Genomic DNA, 16,017 nt, shown 5'->3' on the forward strand with positions numbered 1-16,017 from the left:
AACCTCGTGTTTTATATTTTTAACGAATGTAGCGATGCTATCAATAATAATAAACACCCGCTAGTCGTCCGTTAAAAATCCTTTACCCGGCTGTCGCCGAAGCCTTTCTATAAAGAGGTTAAGATTCAGTGAGTTAGCACGAAAAAAAGTGTTGACAGGGTTTTTGGATTGCGTAGAATGCGCACCACACGACAGGCACATAGCTCAGTTGGTTAGAGCACCACCTTGACATGGTGGGGGTCGTTGGTTCGAGTCCAATTGTGCCTACCAAATCGAAAAGGGGTGATCCGCAAGGGTCACCCTTTTTTATTGCGCACGCGTTTTACTGTAGGAGCAGCCTTGTGCTGCGAAGAGGCCAATCCCGCTGACATTGATCTGCGGTGACCACTCGGGCCCTTTCGCAGCACAAGGCTGCTCCTACAAAACTCGGTAGCGCAGCAAAGCTGAAAGTTTTTGATTTTTCTGAAAAAAACGCTTTACAGGTACGCATTCGATGTCTAATATGCGCACCACACGACAGGCACATAGCTCAGTTGGTTAGAGCACCACCTTGACATGGTGGGGGTCGTTGGTTCGAGTCCAATTGTGCCTACCAAATCGAAAAAGGGCGATCTACACAGATCGCCCTTTTTTATTGCCTGCTAGAAAGCCGCCGGCAACCACAGCGCCAGTTGCGGGAAAGCGATCAACAGCGCGATCAGCACCAGCAACGCCAGGCAAAACGGCAGCGCGCCGTACACCACGTCCATGAAGTTGCCCCGCCCACGAATACTCTGCACCACAAACAGGTTCATGCCGAACGGCGGCGTAATCTGGCCCATCTCGCACAACACGATCAACACCACCCCAAACCACAGCGGATCGAAGCCCAAGGCGACGACAATCGGCACGATCAGTGGCGCGGTGGTGATCAGCATGGCCAGTGTGTCCATGAAACAGCCCAGTACGATGTAGAAGAGGATGATCGCCAGCAGTGTGGCCATCGGCGACAGGTTCAGGTCGGTGACAAAATTGACCAGTGTGGTGGTCAGTCCGATGGACGCCAGCACAAAGTTGAGAAAGAACGCCGACAGGGTGATGAAAATAATCATGCCGGTGGTGCGCAGGGTAGCCTCGAACGCCTGGCCCAGGCTTTGCCAGGTGAATGCCCGGCGCCACAGGCCCAGGCCAAAGGCACTCAGCACCCCCAGCGCGGCTGATTCGCTGGCCGTGGCGAAACCGCTGTAGATCGAACCAATCACCAGGGCGAAGATGGCCAGCGGCGGCAGCAGGTCAGGCAGGCAGGCCAGGCGCTCGGCCCAGCGGGTAGTCTCCTTGCGGCCGCCCAACTGTGGCCGAATCAGGCACGCCACCACGATCAGTGCGATGAACAGCATGCTCAGGATGATGCTGGGAAGCGTCGCGGCCAGGTACAGCTTGGGCACTGACACATTGGCGATCAAGGCAAACAGGATCATGTTGATCGAGGGCGGAATCAGGATGCCCAGCGTGCCGCCGGCGGCAATCGAGCCGAGAAACAGCGGCGCGTTGTAGCCTTTGCGTTCCTGTTCAGGGATGGCCAGGGTCGAAATGGTAGCGGCGGTCGCCACGCTGGAGCCGCTGGTGGTGGCGAACAGTGCGCTGGCGCCGATGTTCGAATTCATCAGGCCACCCGGCAACCACGACAGCCACTTCTCGACGGCCTGGTACATGCGCCCGGCGACGCCTGAACACACCAGCAGCTCACCCATCAGGATGTACAAAGGGATCGCCACCAGCAGGAATTCGCTGCTGGTATTCCAGGCGATCTCGCCCATGGCGCTACTCAACGGCAGCGTCGAGAACAGCTGCGACAGCGACATCCCCAACAGGCCGACACTGACGGCCGCGGCAACGCTCAACGCCAATAGCGCCAGCAGCATGAACAGGGTAAGGCTCAGCATGGCGTGCGCTCCTTGCCCGGGGTGCTTTCTGGGTAACGTTCTGCCTGGATGTCCTCTTCCACCGAGTTGATGCCGATCAGTGTGCTGATAGCGTGCCAGCGGCCCTTCAGCAAGTGGCCCAGGCAGGTGATCGCCAGGCTCGACAGGGTCAGGGCAAAGAACAGGTAGCCGGCGAACCACAGCGACTGGGGTATCCATTGTGGTACCTGCAAGGGCGTGTTCGATACCGAGCGGTATTCGATGGAGTCCCACAGCACGTTCCCTGCGTGGTAGGCCAAGGTGCTGACCAGCAGCGCCATGCAGGTGAGGGCGAACAGGTCGAGTGCCACCCTGGGCCGTAGGCCTAGGCGCGTGTAGAGAATGTCCACGCGTATGTGCGCGCGTTTCAGCAAGGTGACCGGAAAAGCCCAGGCGCTGGTGATCGCCAGCACGTACCCGGCCATTTCATCGGCGCCGCCTAGGGAAACACCCAGGGCCTTGCGCAAGATCAAGTCGATGCTGATCAGCAACGCACAGGCGAGCAGGGCGAAGCCGCCGACCCAGGTGCTGGCTTTGGCAATGGTGTTGATGACACCCATGCCTGAGCGGGCGGTGTGCATGTCGGTAGTCTCCGGGGCAAGGTAACTCATGGGGCGAGGCGCATGCCGATGGCATCGCCCACGGTGGCATTCCAGCGCGCCACGCAAGGGCCGCCGCAGCGTTTGCCCCAGTCATTGGCGATGTGCAGCGCAGCCTGGCGCAGCGCCTGTTTTTCGCTGGCGGTCGGGGCCGAGGCGGTCATGTGCGCGGGGTGGTGAATCTGGCAATCAGGGCTGCCGACATTGCAGGCTTCGGCATAGCGGTTTTCATTGGCGGTCTCGCGCCACAAGGCGTCTTCCAGCACCTGCGATTGCGCCTGCAGCAATTGCTGCACCTCGGGCGGCAGTTGCTGCCAGCGCTTCAGGCCGATGCCATAAAAGCCGATCGACCAATCGACGGGCAGGTTGTAGAGGTAGCCTGCAACGTCGTACCACTTGGCGGCATTGCCAGAGCCAATACCGGTGATGGCGCAGTCGATGACGCCGGTCTGCATGGCGGTCACCACTTCGGCAAAGGGCAGGGTAACCGGCGCGGCACCGATGGCCTTGACCAGTTCGGCCATGTTGCGCCCGCGTGTGCGGATTTTACGGCCCTGCAGGTCGGCCAGCGCGTGCACGGCGTCGCGGCAGAAGAACACCTGCGCGGTATACGGCACGGTGGCCAGCAGCTTGATGCCGTGGCGCTCGGCCATGCGTTGTTCCAGCACCGGCTTGTAGGCGTCGGCGATGGTGTGGGCGGTGTCGATGGTATCGGCCAGGCCGGGCAGGTCCACGCCCTCGAAGGTGGCATCGTCGCCGGCCACGAAGGCGAACACGCCCATGCCGATATCGACTGCGCCAAAACGCATCAGGCGAATGATCTCCGGGCCCTTCAGGCCACTCTCCGACAACCCCAGCAACTGCGCGGTGACCTTGCCTTGCGATTGCGCTGGCAACGTCTGGTTCCAGAACGGCTGTTCAACCGCGCGGAACGTGTAGTTGTGGCTGCCACCGCCGACCACGTTGAAGCGGATCACAGGCGGCGCTTGTTGCGGCGCAGGCGTGTCCGCAAACGCAGGCGAATGACTGAGCAGCGCGCCGAGCGCCAGGGGGATGAGCAGGGAGCTGAACTTCACGGTAGTCCTCTTGTTCTTGTTCGGGAGCTACTTCAGGCGATGTTGAGTCAGCGTGGGCGGGACGCAGCCTCGATGGTCGACCGCGAGCCGACGATATCAGGGAACTTCTCACCCTTGGCCAACCGCGCCAGTGTGTGCTTTTCGTTGCGCTGGAAGTCGATGGCACGCTGAGCCAGTTCGATGACCTGGCCCGGGCGCAGAAACACCATGCCGTTTTCGTCGGCCACCACCGCATCGCCGGGGTGGACAATCACCCCCCCACATTGGATGGCCGTGCAGAACTCGCCCTCCTGGCCGATCACGCGGGTGGTGATCGCGCTGGCGCCGCGAGACCACACAGGCACGCCATGCTCGCGGATTTCGCCCAGGTCGGTGACATAGCCATCGACGATGATCCCGGCCACGCCAGCCTGCTTGGCGGCGTACGCCATGGCGCCGCCCAGTGCGGCGGTTATGCGCTCGCCGCAGCGGTCTACCACCAGGAAGTCGCCTGGGCGCACGCAGCCCATGGCGTAGTGCAAAATCCCGCCATCGTTGCCGGGCATCCTCACGGTGACCGCAGTACCGACGGCCCGCACATTCTGAAAGTGGGCCTTGATGTGGGGGTTGGCAATACCGTGGGTAATGAAGTGGCCGATCGTTGCCGGTTCGGCGTTGATCAGTACTTCAAGTTCGGTGGCGTTGATCGGGGCGGGCAGTGCTTCGATAATATACATAGGAAGTTCTTGTTATGCCGGATGCTTTTTCGAAGGGTTTCGGTCATCCTAACAAGCACGCCGAACGGTCGATAATAAAAATCCGTAAGCAGTTACCGGAGCAGTTTTTATCATGCGTATTACGCTGATGCAGATCGAGGCGTTCTACTGGACCGCCCGCCTTGGGGGTGTTCACGCGGCCTCCCGCCATCTTCACCTGACCCAACCTGCGGTGTCGGCGCGGATCAAGGAAATGGAATCGCTGCTCAGCGTCAAGTTGTTCGACCGCAGCAAGCAGCGCATGAGCCTCACCGCAGACGGCCATACCGCCTTGCGCCATGCCGAACTGGTGCTTAACAACAGCACCCAACTCGAGCAATTTGCCGCGCAGCAAAAAAAGCACCGGCGTTTGCGCCTGGGCGCGGACGAGTGCTCGGCCATGGTCGGGCTGACCGCGGTAATCAGCGATATAAAGGCGCACTTCCCGGAGATCACCCTGGAAATTTCCATCGACGTCGGCGCCGTGCTCAACCGCAAGCTGAACGATCACGAACTCGACATCGCGCTGCTGACCAACCCGGCCACGCGTGAGGATGTGACCGATGTGTTTCTCGGCTGGATGACATTCCAGTGGGTGGCCGCGCGGCACCTGGACGTGGCCCAGGGGCCTTTTTTGGCGGAGCATGCCCGGCAATATTCGATCGTGACCCACAGTGCGCCCTCGACACTGTATTCAGTGGTGGACCGCTGGCTGAAAGAAAGTGGCTCGGTCAGCCATGCCTTTCATTCAAGCAATTCGCTGGCCTTTATTGCCAAGATGGTCTCGGCGGGGCATGCCATTGGTATTTTGCCGGTGCCATTGATTCGCGACATGTTGGCCGTGGATATGCTGAAGACTTTGCCGTGCGATCCGCCGATTCCGCCAGCCAAGTTCTGCCTGTCGTATTTGACCGAACGCCCGGATATGCAACTCGATACCTTGGTGTCGATTATTCGCGCGACCTTGGTCAAACAGAATTTCTTGGTTGATTAGTTAGTCGCTTTTATAAGGCAGCAATAGGGCCGGCCGGGCACATGCACCCTGGCCGGCCGGCATTTAAGCCAATGCGTGTTTCACGGCCGCTATCTGTTGCCCGGCCTGGTTCAGCCAGGACAGGTCACTGCCCATCAACAGCATGTCGCTGCCCATTTCGATCAAGCGTTGCGCCGTGGCTTGGTCTGCGGGGAAGCACGGCACCATCACCTGGATCGAGCGGGCGTGGCATTTCTCGATCAGCAACTGCAAACGTTGCAGCACTTCCGGGTTGCCCAGGCGATAGTCGACCGGCAATTGTCGCGACAGGGAGTAGTCGGCAGGGCCGAAATGCACGGCGTCGATCCCCTCCACATCGAGTATTTCATCGATGTTGTCAAAGAACTCGTAGCTCTCGGCCATCGGCACGATCACGCTGCGGGTGTTCTCTGCCTGGGTATACGTGGCCCAGTCGAAGCCAGGCCCGGCGTAGCCTGCCGAGCGCACCGAGCTGTCACCGCCGCGGCGCCCCAGCGGAGGGAACTTGCTGTAGCGGATGATCTCGCGCATCTGCGCCGCGGTATGCACCTGCGGCACGATCACGCCCGCCGCGCCCATTTCCAGCGCCTTGCGAATGTCCCACTCCAGCGTGCCACGCACCCGCACCAGGCCGGGGATGGCGGCGCTGTTGGCGGCCAGCAAGAGTTTTTCCATCTGGCTGTCGACACCCAGCGCAGTGTGCTCGGCGTCGATGAAGACAAAGTCCAGCCCCCAGTTGCCGGCCACTTCGATGGCCATGCAGGCTGTGCTGTAGATGTTCATGCCAAAGGTGGTACCGCGTGCCATGCGGGCCTTCAGCGATGTGTTTGGGGTGTTTGGGTTCATGCTTGAGGTCTGCCTTTGGCGGGTATCAGATGCGGTAGGTTTCGGGCAGCCGGTCGCGGAACGGGTGCACTTCGAACACGCCAGGGTCGCGGATCAGCGATTTGTTGCGGGCCTTGGCCAGGTCGATCTCGACGCTGTACACACCGTCTTCGAGCCCTGCGCGTACCAAGGTCTTGCCGGAAGGTTCGATGATGTGGCTGGTGCCGATGAACTGCATGCCTTCATCCATGTCGTTGCGGTTGGGGGCGACGAAATAGACCATGTTCTCTGCCGCGCGGACGGTGCTGAAAATGTCCGGTAGCATGCGCGCCTGCTCGGGCCAGGCGGCGGGCAGCACGACAATGTCGGCGCCTTCTAGCGCCAGCGTGCGCACTACCTCGGGGAAGCGGATTTCATAGCAGATGGCCAAGCCGATACGGCCGATCTCGGTGTCGAATACCGGCGGTGTCCACTCGCTGGGGCGGTCGGTGAAGCGGTCGCCGATCATGAATGGCAAATGGCGCTTGCGGTGCAGGCCGATGATGCCCTGCGGGCCGATCAGCGCGGCGGTGTTATAGACCGAGGCCTCATGCCGCTCGTAGAACCCGACCACGATCAGGATGCCGCTCTGTGCCGATACCTGCAGCAATGGCGCCAGGGCGTCGAGGGTGATGGCGCCGCGCTCGAGGTCTTCGCGGCTGTCGAAGGCGCCACCGGTGATCAGGCATTCTGCGAAGGCGATCAGGCGTGAACCTTCGGCGGCGGTCTGGCGTGCCAGTTCGGCGACTTTTTCAAGGGTGCGCGCCGGGTTGCCGGCCACCGGGTGAATCTGGGCGACGGAGATTTTCATGCTGTTCCTTATTGGCAATAGAGGGCGCCGCGGGGGCGGCGCGGGTAGCGTCACTGCGCCTGGTAGCCCATGGCCTGGTAGACCTTGCTGACCAATTCGGGGTTGATCTGGGCGGCGTACTTGTCGACCACTGGGCGGATCTTGGCCTGGATGCGTGCGAGCTCTTCGGCCGGCAGGTCGTTAACCTGCATGCCATCGCTGCGCAGGTCGGCGATGGCCTTGATGTCGGCCTCGCGAGAGATCCGGCGCTGCTCCAGGCGCACTTCCTGGGCGACCTCGGTAAGCAGTTGCTGCTCGTCGCGGTTGAGGGTGTCCCAGAAGGTTTTGCTGATCAGCACGATCTGCGGGTTGTAGTTGTGCCGGGTCAGGCTCAGGTACTTCTGCACCTCGTTGAAGCGCGAGGCGAGGATCAGCGCCGCGGGGTTTTCCTGGCCATCCACCGTGCCGGTTTCCAGCGCCGTGTGCACCTCGGTGAAGGGCAGCGGGGTGGGGTTGGCGCCCAACGCCGCCCACACGTCGAGGAACAACGGCGATTGCTGGGCACGGATCTTCAGGCCCGCGATGTCTTCAAGGTTTTGCACCGGGCGCACGTTGTTGGTCAGGTTGCGCACGCCGAGCTCCCAGAACGCCAGGCCTACCAGGTTTTTCTCAGGCAGCTGATCGGTGAGCATCTTGCCCACTTCGCCATCGAGCATGGCATCCACCTTGGCGGTGTCGGTGTACAGGAACGGGAAATCGAGGATGCCGAAGTCGGTGACGTGGTTGATCATCAGCCCGGCGTTCCAGGTCATCATTTCCACTACGCCACCTTGCAGCGACGACAGCACCTGCACGTCGCCACCCAGCACGCCATTGGGGAAGGTGCGCACCTTGATCTTGCCATCGCTGCGTTCTTGCACTTTCTTGGCGAACAGCTCCATGCCGATGGCCGGTGGCGTGCCCTTGGGGCTGGTGGCGGCGAATTTGATCACGCGCGCGTTGTAGTCGGCGGCCATGCTCAGGCTGCTGGAAAGCAACAGGGCGGCGATGACGGCGAGCTTCTTCATGCTGTGTACCTTTTATTGTTGTGGGGATCAGTGGCCAAACCACTGGGCAGGGACGGTGACCAGTTCGGGGAAGATGACCAGCAGGAACAGCACGATGACTTCGGCGATCAGGAACGGGAACGTGCCCTTGAGCAGCGCTTCGTAGCGCATCCTGCCGATGCCACAGACCACGTTGAGCACCGTGCCCACGGGCGGGGTGATCAGGCCAATCGAGCAATTGATCATGAACAGCACGCCGAAGTAGATCGGATCGATGTTCGCCGCGGTCACCACCGGTACCAGGATGGGGGCGAGCAGCAGCACGGTCGGGGTCAGGTCCATGACCATCGAGATCACCAGGATCAACAGCATCAGCACCACGATCAGCAGGCGCGGGTTGTCCATCACCGGCTGGATCAGGTCGATGATCTGCCCGGGGATATCGGCGATGGTGATCATCCAGGCCGGTATCGAGGCGGCGGCGACCAGGAACATCACGGCGGCGGTAGTCTTGCCGGCGCGCAGCAGCAGGTCATTGAGCGACTTGAGGCTCAGTTCGCGGTAGATGCACGACGACACCAGCAGTGCATAGACGCTGGCCACCGCGCCGGCCTCGGTGGGGGTAACCACGCCAAAGCGCAGCCCGACCACGATGATCACCGGCAGCATCAATGCCCAGAAGCTGTCGACCAAAGCCTTGAGGCGCTCTTTGCCGCTGGCCTTCGGGCTCAGTTCGACGTCGGTGTTGCGCCGCGACATTAGCCACCAGGCCACGACCAGGGCGGCGGCGATCATCAGCCCGGGGGCGATGCCGGCCAGGAACAGCTTGGTGATCGACAGGCCGGACGCGACGCCCAGCACGACGAACCCGATACTGGGCGGGATGATTGAGCCAAGCACCGATACCGAGGCGATCAGGCCGCCGGAGCGGTCGCGGTTGTAGCCGGCGAGGACCATCATCGGCAGCAGCAGGGCGGTTAACGAGGCGGCGTCGGCCAGTGCCGAACCGGACAGGCTGGACAGCAGCACGCCGGCGAAGATGGTGACGTAGCCGAGCCCGCCGCGCAGGTGGCCGACCAGGGTGATGGCCAGCTTGATGATGCGCTTGGACAGGCCACCGCTGTTCATGACCTCGCCAGCGATGATGAATAGCGGAATGGCCAGCAGGGGGAAGCTGCCTGCCGAATTGATGATGTTTTGCGCGATGATCTGGCCATCGAACAGGCCCAGCAGCCACATCAGGGCCACGCCGCAGAGGATCAGGGCGTAGGCGATGGGGGCGCCGATCAAGATGGCGGCCATCAGCACGCCGACGAAGACTGACAGGGCCATTATTCGACTGCTCCGTGTTCGGCTGCCGAGGGCTCGGCCGGGGTGTGCGCGGGAAGGGTGCCCATCAGGTTTCTGACCAATTGGGTGAAGATCAGCAGCCCGCTGAGGATGCAAAAGACCAGGCCCGCCCCATGGAACAAGGCCATGGAAATGCCGGTGGAGGGGGCGCCGACATGCAGGTTGATCACGGTCTGCTTCCAGCTGCCGTCAAGGAACAGCCAGGTCACGTAGAGCATGAGTAGTTGCGTCAGTGCCAACAGGCACCTGGCCACACCGGGTGAAACCCGGCGGGTGACGATGTCGACACCGATGTGGCCGTTTTCGTGAAGCATCAGTTGCGCGCCGGCAAACACCAGCCAGACGAATGCCAGGCGGGAGATCTCTTCGCTGAAGAACAGGCCCGAGTTAAAGCCATAGCGCAGCACGACATTGGTGAAAATCAGGCAGGTGATGGCCACAAGGCAGGCGATCACCAGCGTTTTCAGAACCAGAAAGTAACTATCGATCAGTGTTTTCATGGCGCCTCCTGGAGCAGAGCTGCCCAGGGAGCGCCGAAAGCGCTTGGTGCGAGAGCGCGGACAGCAACATCCACCTTTAGGTGTAAGCGGGGCATGGGGTCACCTTTTTATTATTGGACATACGTCGTCGTACGACTGGCTGGATTGTTGTCTGAAACGCCCGGTTTCGGCTGCCTCAAGTTTTTTATCAGGGGGATAAGAAATGGCGATCAGTGCGCGGGCCGTGGCTGCGCAGGGGCCCGTGGTCGGCGCATCGCGGTAGCAGGGTGTAACGTATGGTCGCGGTCCTTGCCCGGGGGCGGCATGCTAGAATCCGCCCCTTCGAATCTGGAGGTACACGCGTGCGCAAACTGGCTGTGGTAATGGCAGTGCTCGCCCTGGCGGGCTGTGAGAACGAAGTCGAAGGCGTGCACAAACAGGTGGCCGAGCACCTGCACAACCCCAAGACTGCCAAGTTCGGCAACGTGCGGATCGACACTCATGGCACCATCTGCGGCCAAGTCCGCGGCAAGGACGACGCCGGGCAGTACGAAGCCTACCGCAGCTACGTGGCGATCAAGCGTGATGGCCAATACGAGATCATCGTCGACGACAGCGGCAACAACCTGCGTATCCGCGAGCTGTGCGGTGGTGCCGACTTGCAGCGCCGCGCCGAGGCGCTGGCCGGTGAGCCGGCCCCAGAAGGTTGGGATGTCGAAGTGGTGCAGGGGGCGAACATGGGCGCTTTGAGCGACATGACGGCGCGCCTGATCGAGAAGGGCATCCCGTCTTCGGTCGAATACCGCAACGGCAAGCCGGTGGTGCTGATGGGGCCATTCCCGACCAAGGAAGAAGCCGAGGCGCGCAAGGCCGAGGTGATGGCCAAGCTGGGCACCGACTCGGTGGTCATCCAGCATGGCGCCCAGCGCTAACCCCGCAACCCACACCGTGTAGGCGCAGCCTTGTGCTGTGAAGCGGCCGGTGCAGCCACCTGAATACAGGGCGTCTGCACCGGCCTCTTCGCAGCACAAGGCTGCGCCTACAAAGGCTGGGCGTATATGCCCGTGCGGGCTATGCTTGCACTGGGAGAGCTGAACGGGGAGGGCCTCATGTCTACACTGGAGCGGGCCATTGCCGTGGCTGCCAGGGCGCATGAAGGGCAATACGACAAGGGTGGGGCGGCCTATATCCTGCACCCGCTACGTGTGATGATGCGGGTTTCCACGCCCGAGCAGCGGATCGTCGCGGTGCTTCATGATGTAATCGAAGACACGCCGATGACCCTGTCCGACTTGGCGCGTGAAGGCTTTGCACTGAAAATTCTTGCCGCGCTGCTGGCGCTGAGCCGACGTGATGGCGAGTCTTACCAAGACTTCGTCCAGCGCCTTGGTGGTGACCCGTTGGCGCGCACCGTCAAACTGGCCGACCTGGCCGATAACAGCGACCTCTCGCGCATCCCAGTTCCTGGCCCCGCCGACTTGGCGCGGCTGGCCCGTTACCGGGAGGCCAGCGCCTACCTGCAGACACTGGCTTGAGCCTCAGCCGCAGGCCTTGAGGTTCACCGGCCCAACAAACGCATTGCCGTGCCCCATCACGCAGGCCACCTGCTGGTTGCGTTGCAGCTCCCATACCTGCGGCGGGTACGTTTTGTTCCACGCTTCGAACAGCTGCCGGTCCTGCTTCGACAAGCGCAGGTTGTACTGCTTGCTCATGTAGAAATACGTGCGTGCGATCATGCCGCGGATCGAAGGGCGTGGCATGACCTTCTTGGCCTTGAAGTCGACTTGGGTCAGGCAACTGCCGTACTGGCCCTGCTGCTCAGGCAGCCAACCGAAACTGAAGTTGCTGCGGTCGCCATTGACCTCACCGATGCTGGGCACCAGGTTGTGCAGGTCGGCCTCGGCGCGCTTGTACACCTCATCGTGCTGCGAGCACTGTTTGCGCCCACCGTTCTGCCAACACTGGCGCTGGTGGCCGATCTGCCAGGCCGGCACGATGTGCTCCCATTCGATGCGCGAAGCCCGTTGGGCATTCTTGCGCGGTGTATAGCCGCAAGAGGCCAGGTCGACCTTGTTGCCTTTGTACTTGCAGCCGCAATAAAACTCCGTCGATTGTGGTGCGTACAGCTTCCAGGCGACCTTCTTGGCCTCCTGGAACGTGCGTGGGGCATCGGCATGGGCGAACGGGGTGGACAACAGCAGGCAGGCTGCAGCGAAAAGCGAAACTCTCATGCGCAATCAGTCTTCCTTGGGCACGGTCCAGAAAATCTGCACGCCGCCATCGTCGCGATGGGCGAGGGTGACGTTGTCGTTCTCGGCGATTTCTTCGAGCAGGGTCTCCCAGTCATCCGGGGACTCTTGCTCCAGGCGGAAGATCAGCGCTGCACGGCTGCGTTGGGCGGTGGGGCTGTTGATGATCTTCTGGATACGTACGCCCAGTTGTTCATAGCTGCTCGGTGTTGCTGAGGAGGTGCTGGCCACAGGCATTTCCTTGTTTTTGCTGTATGTGCGTACAGTATTTCACCGTAAGTAAATTCGCAACTGCCTGTGAGGCAAAAGTGTGTGTGGCCGAGGTGAAGGATTGGTACCATCTGTGCCATCACCTCTCCGCTATCATTCGCGCGCTCTGTGCCTGGACACAGCAGTGACGCCTTGGGCATGACGCGAAATCGGTCAGGCCCAAGCTTCAGGAAGCTTCACATGTACCCATTCCGTTTGCATCGACCTGCCCCCTTGCGCACAGGCCTGACCCTGTTGCTGACCGGCAGCATCAGCCCGTTGATCCATGCCAGCAGCGAGGCAGTCGATGTGCTGATCACCGACCCGGTGGTGGTCACTGGCGCCTACGCGCCAACCGGCAGTTTCGACCTGCCTTTTTCGATCGATACCGTGGACCTTTCCCACGGGACCGACGGCCAGTTGGGCGTCAATCTTTCAGAAGTGCTGACCAAGGTGCCCGGCCTGGTGGTGCAAAACCGGCAGAACTATGCGCAAGACCTGCAAGTGTCATCGCGGGGTTACGGCGCACGTTCGGCCTTTGGTATTCGCGGCCTCAAGCTGCTGAGCGATGGTATCCCGGCCAGTACGCCAGACGGCCAGGGGCAGGCGGCCTCGCTCAACCTGGATGTGGCCGATCGCATCGAAGTGTTGCGCGGCCCCGCAGCGACCCTGTACGGGAGCAACGCCGGCGGCGTTATCCAGATGTTCAGCCGGGACGGGCAGGGGCCTGCAAGGGTAGGGGCCGAAACCACTTTTGGCAGCGACGGTTTCAACAAGAATCACCTGTCGGCCGAGGGTGGCAACGAAACCGCCGGCTTCGTGCTCGATGCATCGCGCATGGACACCGACGGTTACCGTGACCACAGCGCCGCCCGACGCGACCAGACCTTCGCCAAGGTGCACGTAAGGCCCGACGCTGACTCGCGCCTGGCGCTGATCTACAGCAGCCTAGAACAGAACAACACGCAAGACCCGCTGGGGCAAACCTGGGACGCCTATAAACATGACCCTCGCTCCACCGCAGCGGTGGCGGACCTCTACAACACCCGCAAGAGCATCGACCATCAGCAGTTGGGCATGAACTACGAGCGCTATTTCGGCGATGCCACGTTGCAGTTCAACCTCTACGCGGGGCAGCGTAGCGTCGTGCAGTACCTGTCCATTCCGAAGACAGTGGCCTCCAACAGCCAGCGTGGCGGTGGGGTAGTGGACTTCGACCGTGCGTTTCACGGCGGCACCTTGCGCTGGATACAGCCGGTTGTAGCCGCCCCCGGCAACCTCACGGTCACGGTTGGCGCCGACTATGACCAGAGCAAGGACGACCGCCGCGGCTACCAGAATTTCAGCGGCGACACGCTGGGCGTCAAAGGTGAGCTGCGGCGTGACGAGCAAGACACCGCCACCAGCCTGGACCCATATATCCAGGCGCATTGGGAGCTCGGCAACTGGACCACTGACCTTGGCCTGCGCCACAGCTCGATGCAAATGCGCGTCGATGACCACTACCTGGCCAATGGCGATTCCAGTGGCAAGAAGACGTACCAGCAGAACACGCCATCGCTGTCGGTGATGTATGCGTTTACGCCGGATGTGCGTGGTTACGTGAGTGTCGGCAAGGGTTTCGAGACCCCGACCCAGGCTGAAATGGCGTACGCCCCTGGCCAGGTTGAACGCTTTAACTTCGGGCTCAAGCCAGCCTCCAGCACCCAGTATGAAGTGGGCGTCAAATACCGGCTCGGCGAACGTACCCGGCTCAACGCCGCGGTTTACGAAATCCATACGGATGACGAAATCGTGGTGGCCAGCGCCACCGACGGCCGTACCAGTTACCGAAACGCCGGGAAGACCTTGCGCCGCGGGTTTGAGGCGAGCCTGCACAGTGACCTCAGCGATCAGTGGCAGACGACCGTGGTGTACACCCGCACCGATGCCCGCTACGCCGAAGACTTCGCCCAAGGCACGCAGACCATCGAGGATGGCAACCGCCTGCCGGGCGTGCCGCTCGACAACCTGTTCGGCGAGCTCGTGTGGAAGCCAGCGACGTTTGTCAGCATGGGGGTTGAAGGGCAGTACCGCAGCAAGGTGTATGTGGAGGACAGCAATACCGCAAAACCGGCGCCGGCCTATACCGTCTTCAACTGGCGGACGCGCTTCGAACAGCACGCTGGGCCGTGGACGTTCCACCAGCTGATCCGCTTGGACAACCTGTTTGATCGGCAGTATGTGGGGTCGGTGATCGTAGGTGACGGCAACGCACGCTACTACGAAGCTGCGCCGGGGCGGTCGTGGTATGCGGGCGCGGGGTTGGAGTATCAGTTCCGCTGAAGCACGGCTATGCAAACCGCTCGAACCGATAGGGGCTCGGGTCGATCAACGTGGGTGACTGCGAAACCAGGTCCGCCGCCAATTGGCCCGCTGCCGGTGAGGTGCCGAAGCCATGCCCGGAAAACCCGGTCGCCAAGGTCAGGCCGGGAATGGCCGGCACCGGGCCGATCACGGGGTTTGAGTCAGGGGTGACGTCAATCGTGCCAGCCCAGGAGGAGGCGATCCGGGCCTGCTCGAACACTGGCCAGGCTGCCTTCAGGTTACGCAAGGCTTCATCGTTCAATGCCGTGTTGGCCTGCGGGTCCTGAACCCTGACGCGCTCGAAGGGCGTCACCTGCGACGGACCCCAGCGCCGGGCCAGGGCCAGGTCCTTGAAGAAGTACTTGCCGAAGCTGATGCGCAAAAAGTCACGCTGTGCCCGCAGTTGCGGCAGGTAACGCCTGCCCAGCAGCAGGTGGTCCAGGGTCAGGAACGCATCGAGCGCCCCGCGCTGGGTAATGATGTAGCCGCCATCCTTGTGTTTGCGGAAGGAAAAGTCCGGTGCGCCCACCGCAATGTCGGTCGGGCCGTCCAGCGGGTGGGTGCGCAGTACAGAACAGGTCAGCGGCAGGGTGGGCAGGTCGATATTGAGGTTGCCGAGAAACTTGCGAGACCACAAGCCGCCGGCCAGCAATACCTGGTCGCAGCGAATCTCGCCTTGCTCGGTGACTACTCCGCTGACCCTGCCAGCGGCGGTGACCAGCGTGCGCACCGCGCAGTTTTCCACGAGCACCGCGCCTTTGGCGATCGCTGCACGGGCGATGGCGCTGGCGGCCAGGGTCGGCTCGGCGCGCGCGTCCGAGGCGGTATAGATGCCCCCGGCCCAGTCGGCACGGCCGCCGGGCACCTTGTTGGCAATCTCCTTGTTGCTGAGCAGCCGAGAGTCCAGGCCAAGGTGCTCGACGCTCTTGAGCCAGCTTTCGTGCATGCCCATCTGCGTGTCGTTGCGGCCGATGAACATGATGCCTGCTTGCCGGTAGCCGACATCGCTGCCGACCCGTTCCGGCATTTTCGCCCACAGTTGGTCGGCGGCCAGGGCCAACGGAATATCGTGCGCATGGCGGTTGGTCTTGCGCACCCAGCCCAGGTTGCGCGACGACTGCTCACCCGCAAGGCGCCCCTTCTCCAGCAGCACCACGGGGATGTTGCGTTCGGCCAGGGTAAGGGCCGCGGTCAGGCCGATGATGCCTCCCCCGATGATCACCACGCTCGTGGCCTGAGGGTGGGTGGTAGGGGTGTGCACAGGGTCGATGACGGGGGACATG

16 protein-coding genes and 2 tRNA genes are annotated in these 16,017 nt (G+C 61.9%); 6 read left to right on the top strand and 12 right to left on the bottom strand.

Annotated elements, in window-relative coordinates:
• Window positions 1-193: 193 nt before the first annotated feature.
• Window positions 194-270: transfer RNA gene (locus AC5PZ0_RS02800), tRNA-Val, on the top strand.
• A gap of 248 nt (window positions 271-518) precedes the next feature.
• Window positions 519-595, top strand: a tRNA-Val gene (locus AC5PZ0_RS02805).
• A 46-nt stretch (window positions 596-641) separates the two neighbouring features.
• Here the strand turns inward: AC5PZ0_RS02805 and AC5PZ0_RS02810 are convergent.
• The 4 genes from AC5PZ0_RS02810 to AC5PZ0_RS02825 are packed head-to-tail and all read right to left on the bottom strand — an operon-like array spanning window position 642 to window position 4,331.
• Window positions 642-1,922: a TRAP transporter large permease gene (locus AC5PZ0_RS02810; RefSeq protein ID WP_027596097.1), complete on the bottom strand. Its 1,281-nt coding sequence runs from the start codon at window positions 1,920-1,922 to the stop codon at window positions 642-644.
• Window positions 1,916-2,551 carry a TRAP transporter small permease subunit gene (locus AC5PZ0_RS02815; protein WP_493854264.1) on the bottom strand — a complete coding sequence of 212 codons (636 nt, stop codon included), beginning with the start codon at window positions 2,549-2,551 and terminating at the stop codon, window positions 1,916-1,918. Before AC5PZ0_RS02815 ends, AC5PZ0_RS02810 begins: the two co-directional genes overlap by 7 nt.
• Window positions 2,548-3,615, bottom strand: coding sequence for a TRAP transporter substrate-binding protein (locus AC5PZ0_RS02820; protein ID WP_493854265.1), 1,068 nt, complete (start codon window positions 3,613-3,615; stop codon window positions 2,548-2,550). The genes AC5PZ0_RS02815 and AC5PZ0_RS02820 overlap by 4 nt, the downstream gene beginning before the upstream one ends.
• Before the next feature lie 47 nt (window positions 3,616-3,662).
• Entirely contained in the window at window positions 3,663-4,331 is a 669-nt protein-coding gene (locus AC5PZ0_RS02825; protein ID WP_493854266.1) for an RraA family protein, read from the bottom strand.
• Window positions 4,332-4,443: 112 nt separating this feature from the next.
• Here AC5PZ0_RS02825 and AC5PZ0_RS02830 point away from each other — a divergent pair, with 112 nt between their 5' ends.
• Window positions 4,444-5,343, top strand: a complete 900-nt coding sequence (locus AC5PZ0_RS02830) for a LysR family transcriptional regulator (protein WP_027596101.1) — start codon at window positions 4,444-4,446, stop codon at window positions 5,341-5,343.
• Between the two features lie 63 nt (window positions 5,344-5,406).
• Here the strand turns inward: AC5PZ0_RS02830 and AC5PZ0_RS02835 are convergent, their stop codons facing one another.
• The 5 genes from AC5PZ0_RS02835 to AC5PZ0_RS02855 are packed head-to-tail and all read right to left on the bottom strand — an operon-like array spanning window position 5,407 to window position 9,911.
• Complete coding sequence (locus AC5PZ0_RS02835; protein ID WP_342456459.1) at window positions 5,407-6,207, bottom strand: HpcH/HpaI aldolase family protein; 801 nt, start codon at window positions 6,205-6,207, stop codon at window positions 5,407-5,409.
• A gap of 25 nt (window positions 6,208-6,232) precedes the next feature.
• Window positions 6,233-7,036: a carbon-nitrogen hydrolase family protein gene (locus tag AC5PZ0_RS02840; protein ID WP_085273086.1), complete on the bottom strand. Its 804-nt coding sequence runs from the start codon at window positions 7,034-7,036 to the stop codon at window positions 6,233-6,235.
• A 50-nt stretch (window positions 7,037-7,086) separates the two neighbouring features.
• Entirely contained in the window at window positions 7,087-8,082 is a 996-nt protein-coding gene (locus AC5PZ0_RS02845; RefSeq protein ID WP_085273087.1) for a TRAP transporter substrate-binding protein, read from the bottom strand.
• A 27-nt stretch (window positions 8,083-8,109) separates the two neighbouring features.
• Window positions 8,110-9,393, bottom strand: a complete 1,284-nt coding sequence (locus AC5PZ0_RS02850; RefSeq protein ID WP_027596105.1) for a TRAP transporter large permease subunit — start codon at window positions 9,391-9,393, stop codon at window positions 8,110-8,112.
• Entirely contained in the window at window positions 9,393-9,911 is a 519-nt protein-coding gene (locus tag AC5PZ0_RS02855; RefSeq protein ID WP_027596106.1) for a TRAP transporter small permease, read from the bottom strand. The genes AC5PZ0_RS02850 and AC5PZ0_RS02855 overlap by 1 nt, the downstream gene beginning before the upstream one ends.
• A 341-nt stretch (window positions 9,912-10,252) precedes the next feature.
• On the opposite strand from AC5PZ0_RS02855, the gene AC5PZ0_RS02860 reads away from it, so the two are divergent.
• Both AC5PZ0_RS02860 and AC5PZ0_RS02865 read left to right on the top strand, forming a co-directional pair.
• Window positions 10,253-10,822, top strand: coding sequence for an SPOR domain-containing protein (locus tag AC5PZ0_RS02860; RefSeq protein WP_027596107.1), 570 nt, complete (start codon window positions 10,253-10,255; stop codon window positions 10,820-10,822).
• A gap of 177 nt (window positions 10,823-10,999) precedes the next feature.
• A complete protein-coding gene (locus AC5PZ0_RS02865; RefSeq protein ID WP_027596108.1) occupies window positions 11,000-11,425 on the top strand; it encodes a GTP pyrophosphokinase in 426 nt (141 codons plus the stop codon).
• Window positions 11,426-11,428: 3 nt separating this feature from the next.
• Here AC5PZ0_RS02865 and AC5PZ0_RS02870 read toward each other — a convergent pair whose 3' ends face one another.
• Window positions 11,429-12,121: an endonuclease gene (locus AC5PZ0_RS02870; RefSeq protein WP_493854267.1), complete on the bottom strand. Its 693-nt coding sequence runs from the start codon at window positions 12,119-12,121 to the stop codon at window positions 11,429-11,431.
• Window positions 12,122-12,127: 6 nt separating this feature from the next.
• Window positions 12,128-12,370 carry a DUF1654 domain-containing protein gene (locus AC5PZ0_RS02875; protein WP_027596110.1) on the bottom strand — a complete coding sequence of 81 codons (243 nt, stop codon included), beginning with the start codon at window positions 12,368-12,370 and terminating at the stop codon, window positions 12,128-12,130.
• Between the two features lie 219 nt (window positions 12,371-12,589).
• On the opposite strand from AC5PZ0_RS02875, the gene AC5PZ0_RS02880 reads away from it, so the two are divergent.
• Entirely contained in the window at window positions 12,590-14,713 is a 2,124-nt protein-coding gene (locus AC5PZ0_RS02880; protein ID WP_493854268.1) for a TonB-dependent receptor family protein, read from the top strand.
• Between the two features lie 7 nt (window positions 14,714-14,720).
• Here AC5PZ0_RS02880 and AC5PZ0_RS02885 read toward each other — a convergent pair whose 3' ends face one another.
• A complete protein-coding gene (locus AC5PZ0_RS02885) occupies window positions 14,721-16,016 on the bottom strand; it encodes an NAD(P)/FAD-dependent oxidoreductase (RefSeq protein ID WP_493854269.1) in 1,296 nt (431 codons plus the stop codon).
• Between the last annotated feature and the right edge of the window lies 1 nt (window position 16,017).

It is taken from the genome of Pseudomonas sp. 5.2, from assembly GCF_059025405.1.

Bases quoted from the DNA above. Each gene is read 5' to 3' on its own strand.
- AC5PZ0_RS02810 (WP_027596097.1), bottom strand. From the start codon at position 1,922: ATGCTGAGCCTTACCCTGTTCATGCTGCTGGCGCTATTGGCGTTGAGC.
- AC5PZ0_RS02815 (WP_493854264.1), bottom strand. From the start codon at position 2,551: ATGAGTTACCTTGCCCCGGAGACTACCGACATGCACACCGCCCGCTCA.
- AC5PZ0_RS02825 (WP_493854266.1), bottom strand. From the start codon at position 4,331: ATGTATATTATCGAAGCACTGCCCGCCCCGATCAACGCCACCGAACTT.
- AC5PZ0_RS02830 (WP_027596101.1), top strand. From the start codon at position 4,444: ATGCGTATTACGCTGATGCAGATCGAGGCGTTCTACTGGACCGCCCGC.
- AC5PZ0_RS02835 (WP_342456459.1), bottom strand. From the start codon at position 6,207: ATGAACCCAAACACCCCAAACACATCGCTGAAGGCCCGCATGGCACGC.
- AC5PZ0_RS02840 (WP_085273086.1), bottom strand. From the start codon at position 7,036: ATGAAAATCTCCGTCGCCCAGATTCACCCGGTGGCCGGCAACCCGGCG.
- AC5PZ0_RS02845 (WP_085273087.1), bottom strand. From the start codon at position 8,082: ATGAAGAAGCTCGCCGTCATCGCCGCCCTGTTGCTTTCCAGCAGCCTG.
- AC5PZ0_RS02850 (WP_027596105.1), bottom strand. From the start codon at position 9,393: ATGGCCCTGTCAGTCTTCGTCGGCGTGCTGATGGCCGCCATCTTGATC.
- AC5PZ0_RS02855 (WP_027596106.1), bottom strand. From the start codon at position 9,911: ATGAAAACACTGATCGATAGTTACTTTCTGGTTCTGAAAACGCTGGTG.
- AC5PZ0_RS02865 (WP_027596108.1), top strand. From the start codon at position 11,000: ATGTCTACACTGGAGCGGGCCATTGCCGTGGCTGCCAGGGCGCATGAA.
- AC5PZ0_RS02870 (WP_493854267.1), bottom strand. From the start codon at position 12,121: ATGAGAGTTTCGCTTTTCGCTGCAGCCTGCCTGCTGTTGTCCACCCCG.
- AC5PZ0_RS02880 (WP_493854268.1), top strand. From the start codon at position 12,590: ATGTACCCATTCCGTTTGCATCGACCTGCCCCCTTGCGCACAGGCCTG.
- AC5PZ0_RS02885 (WP_493854269.1), bottom strand. From the start codon at position 16,016: ATGTCCCCCGTCATCGACCCTGTGCACACCCCTACCACCCACCCTCAG.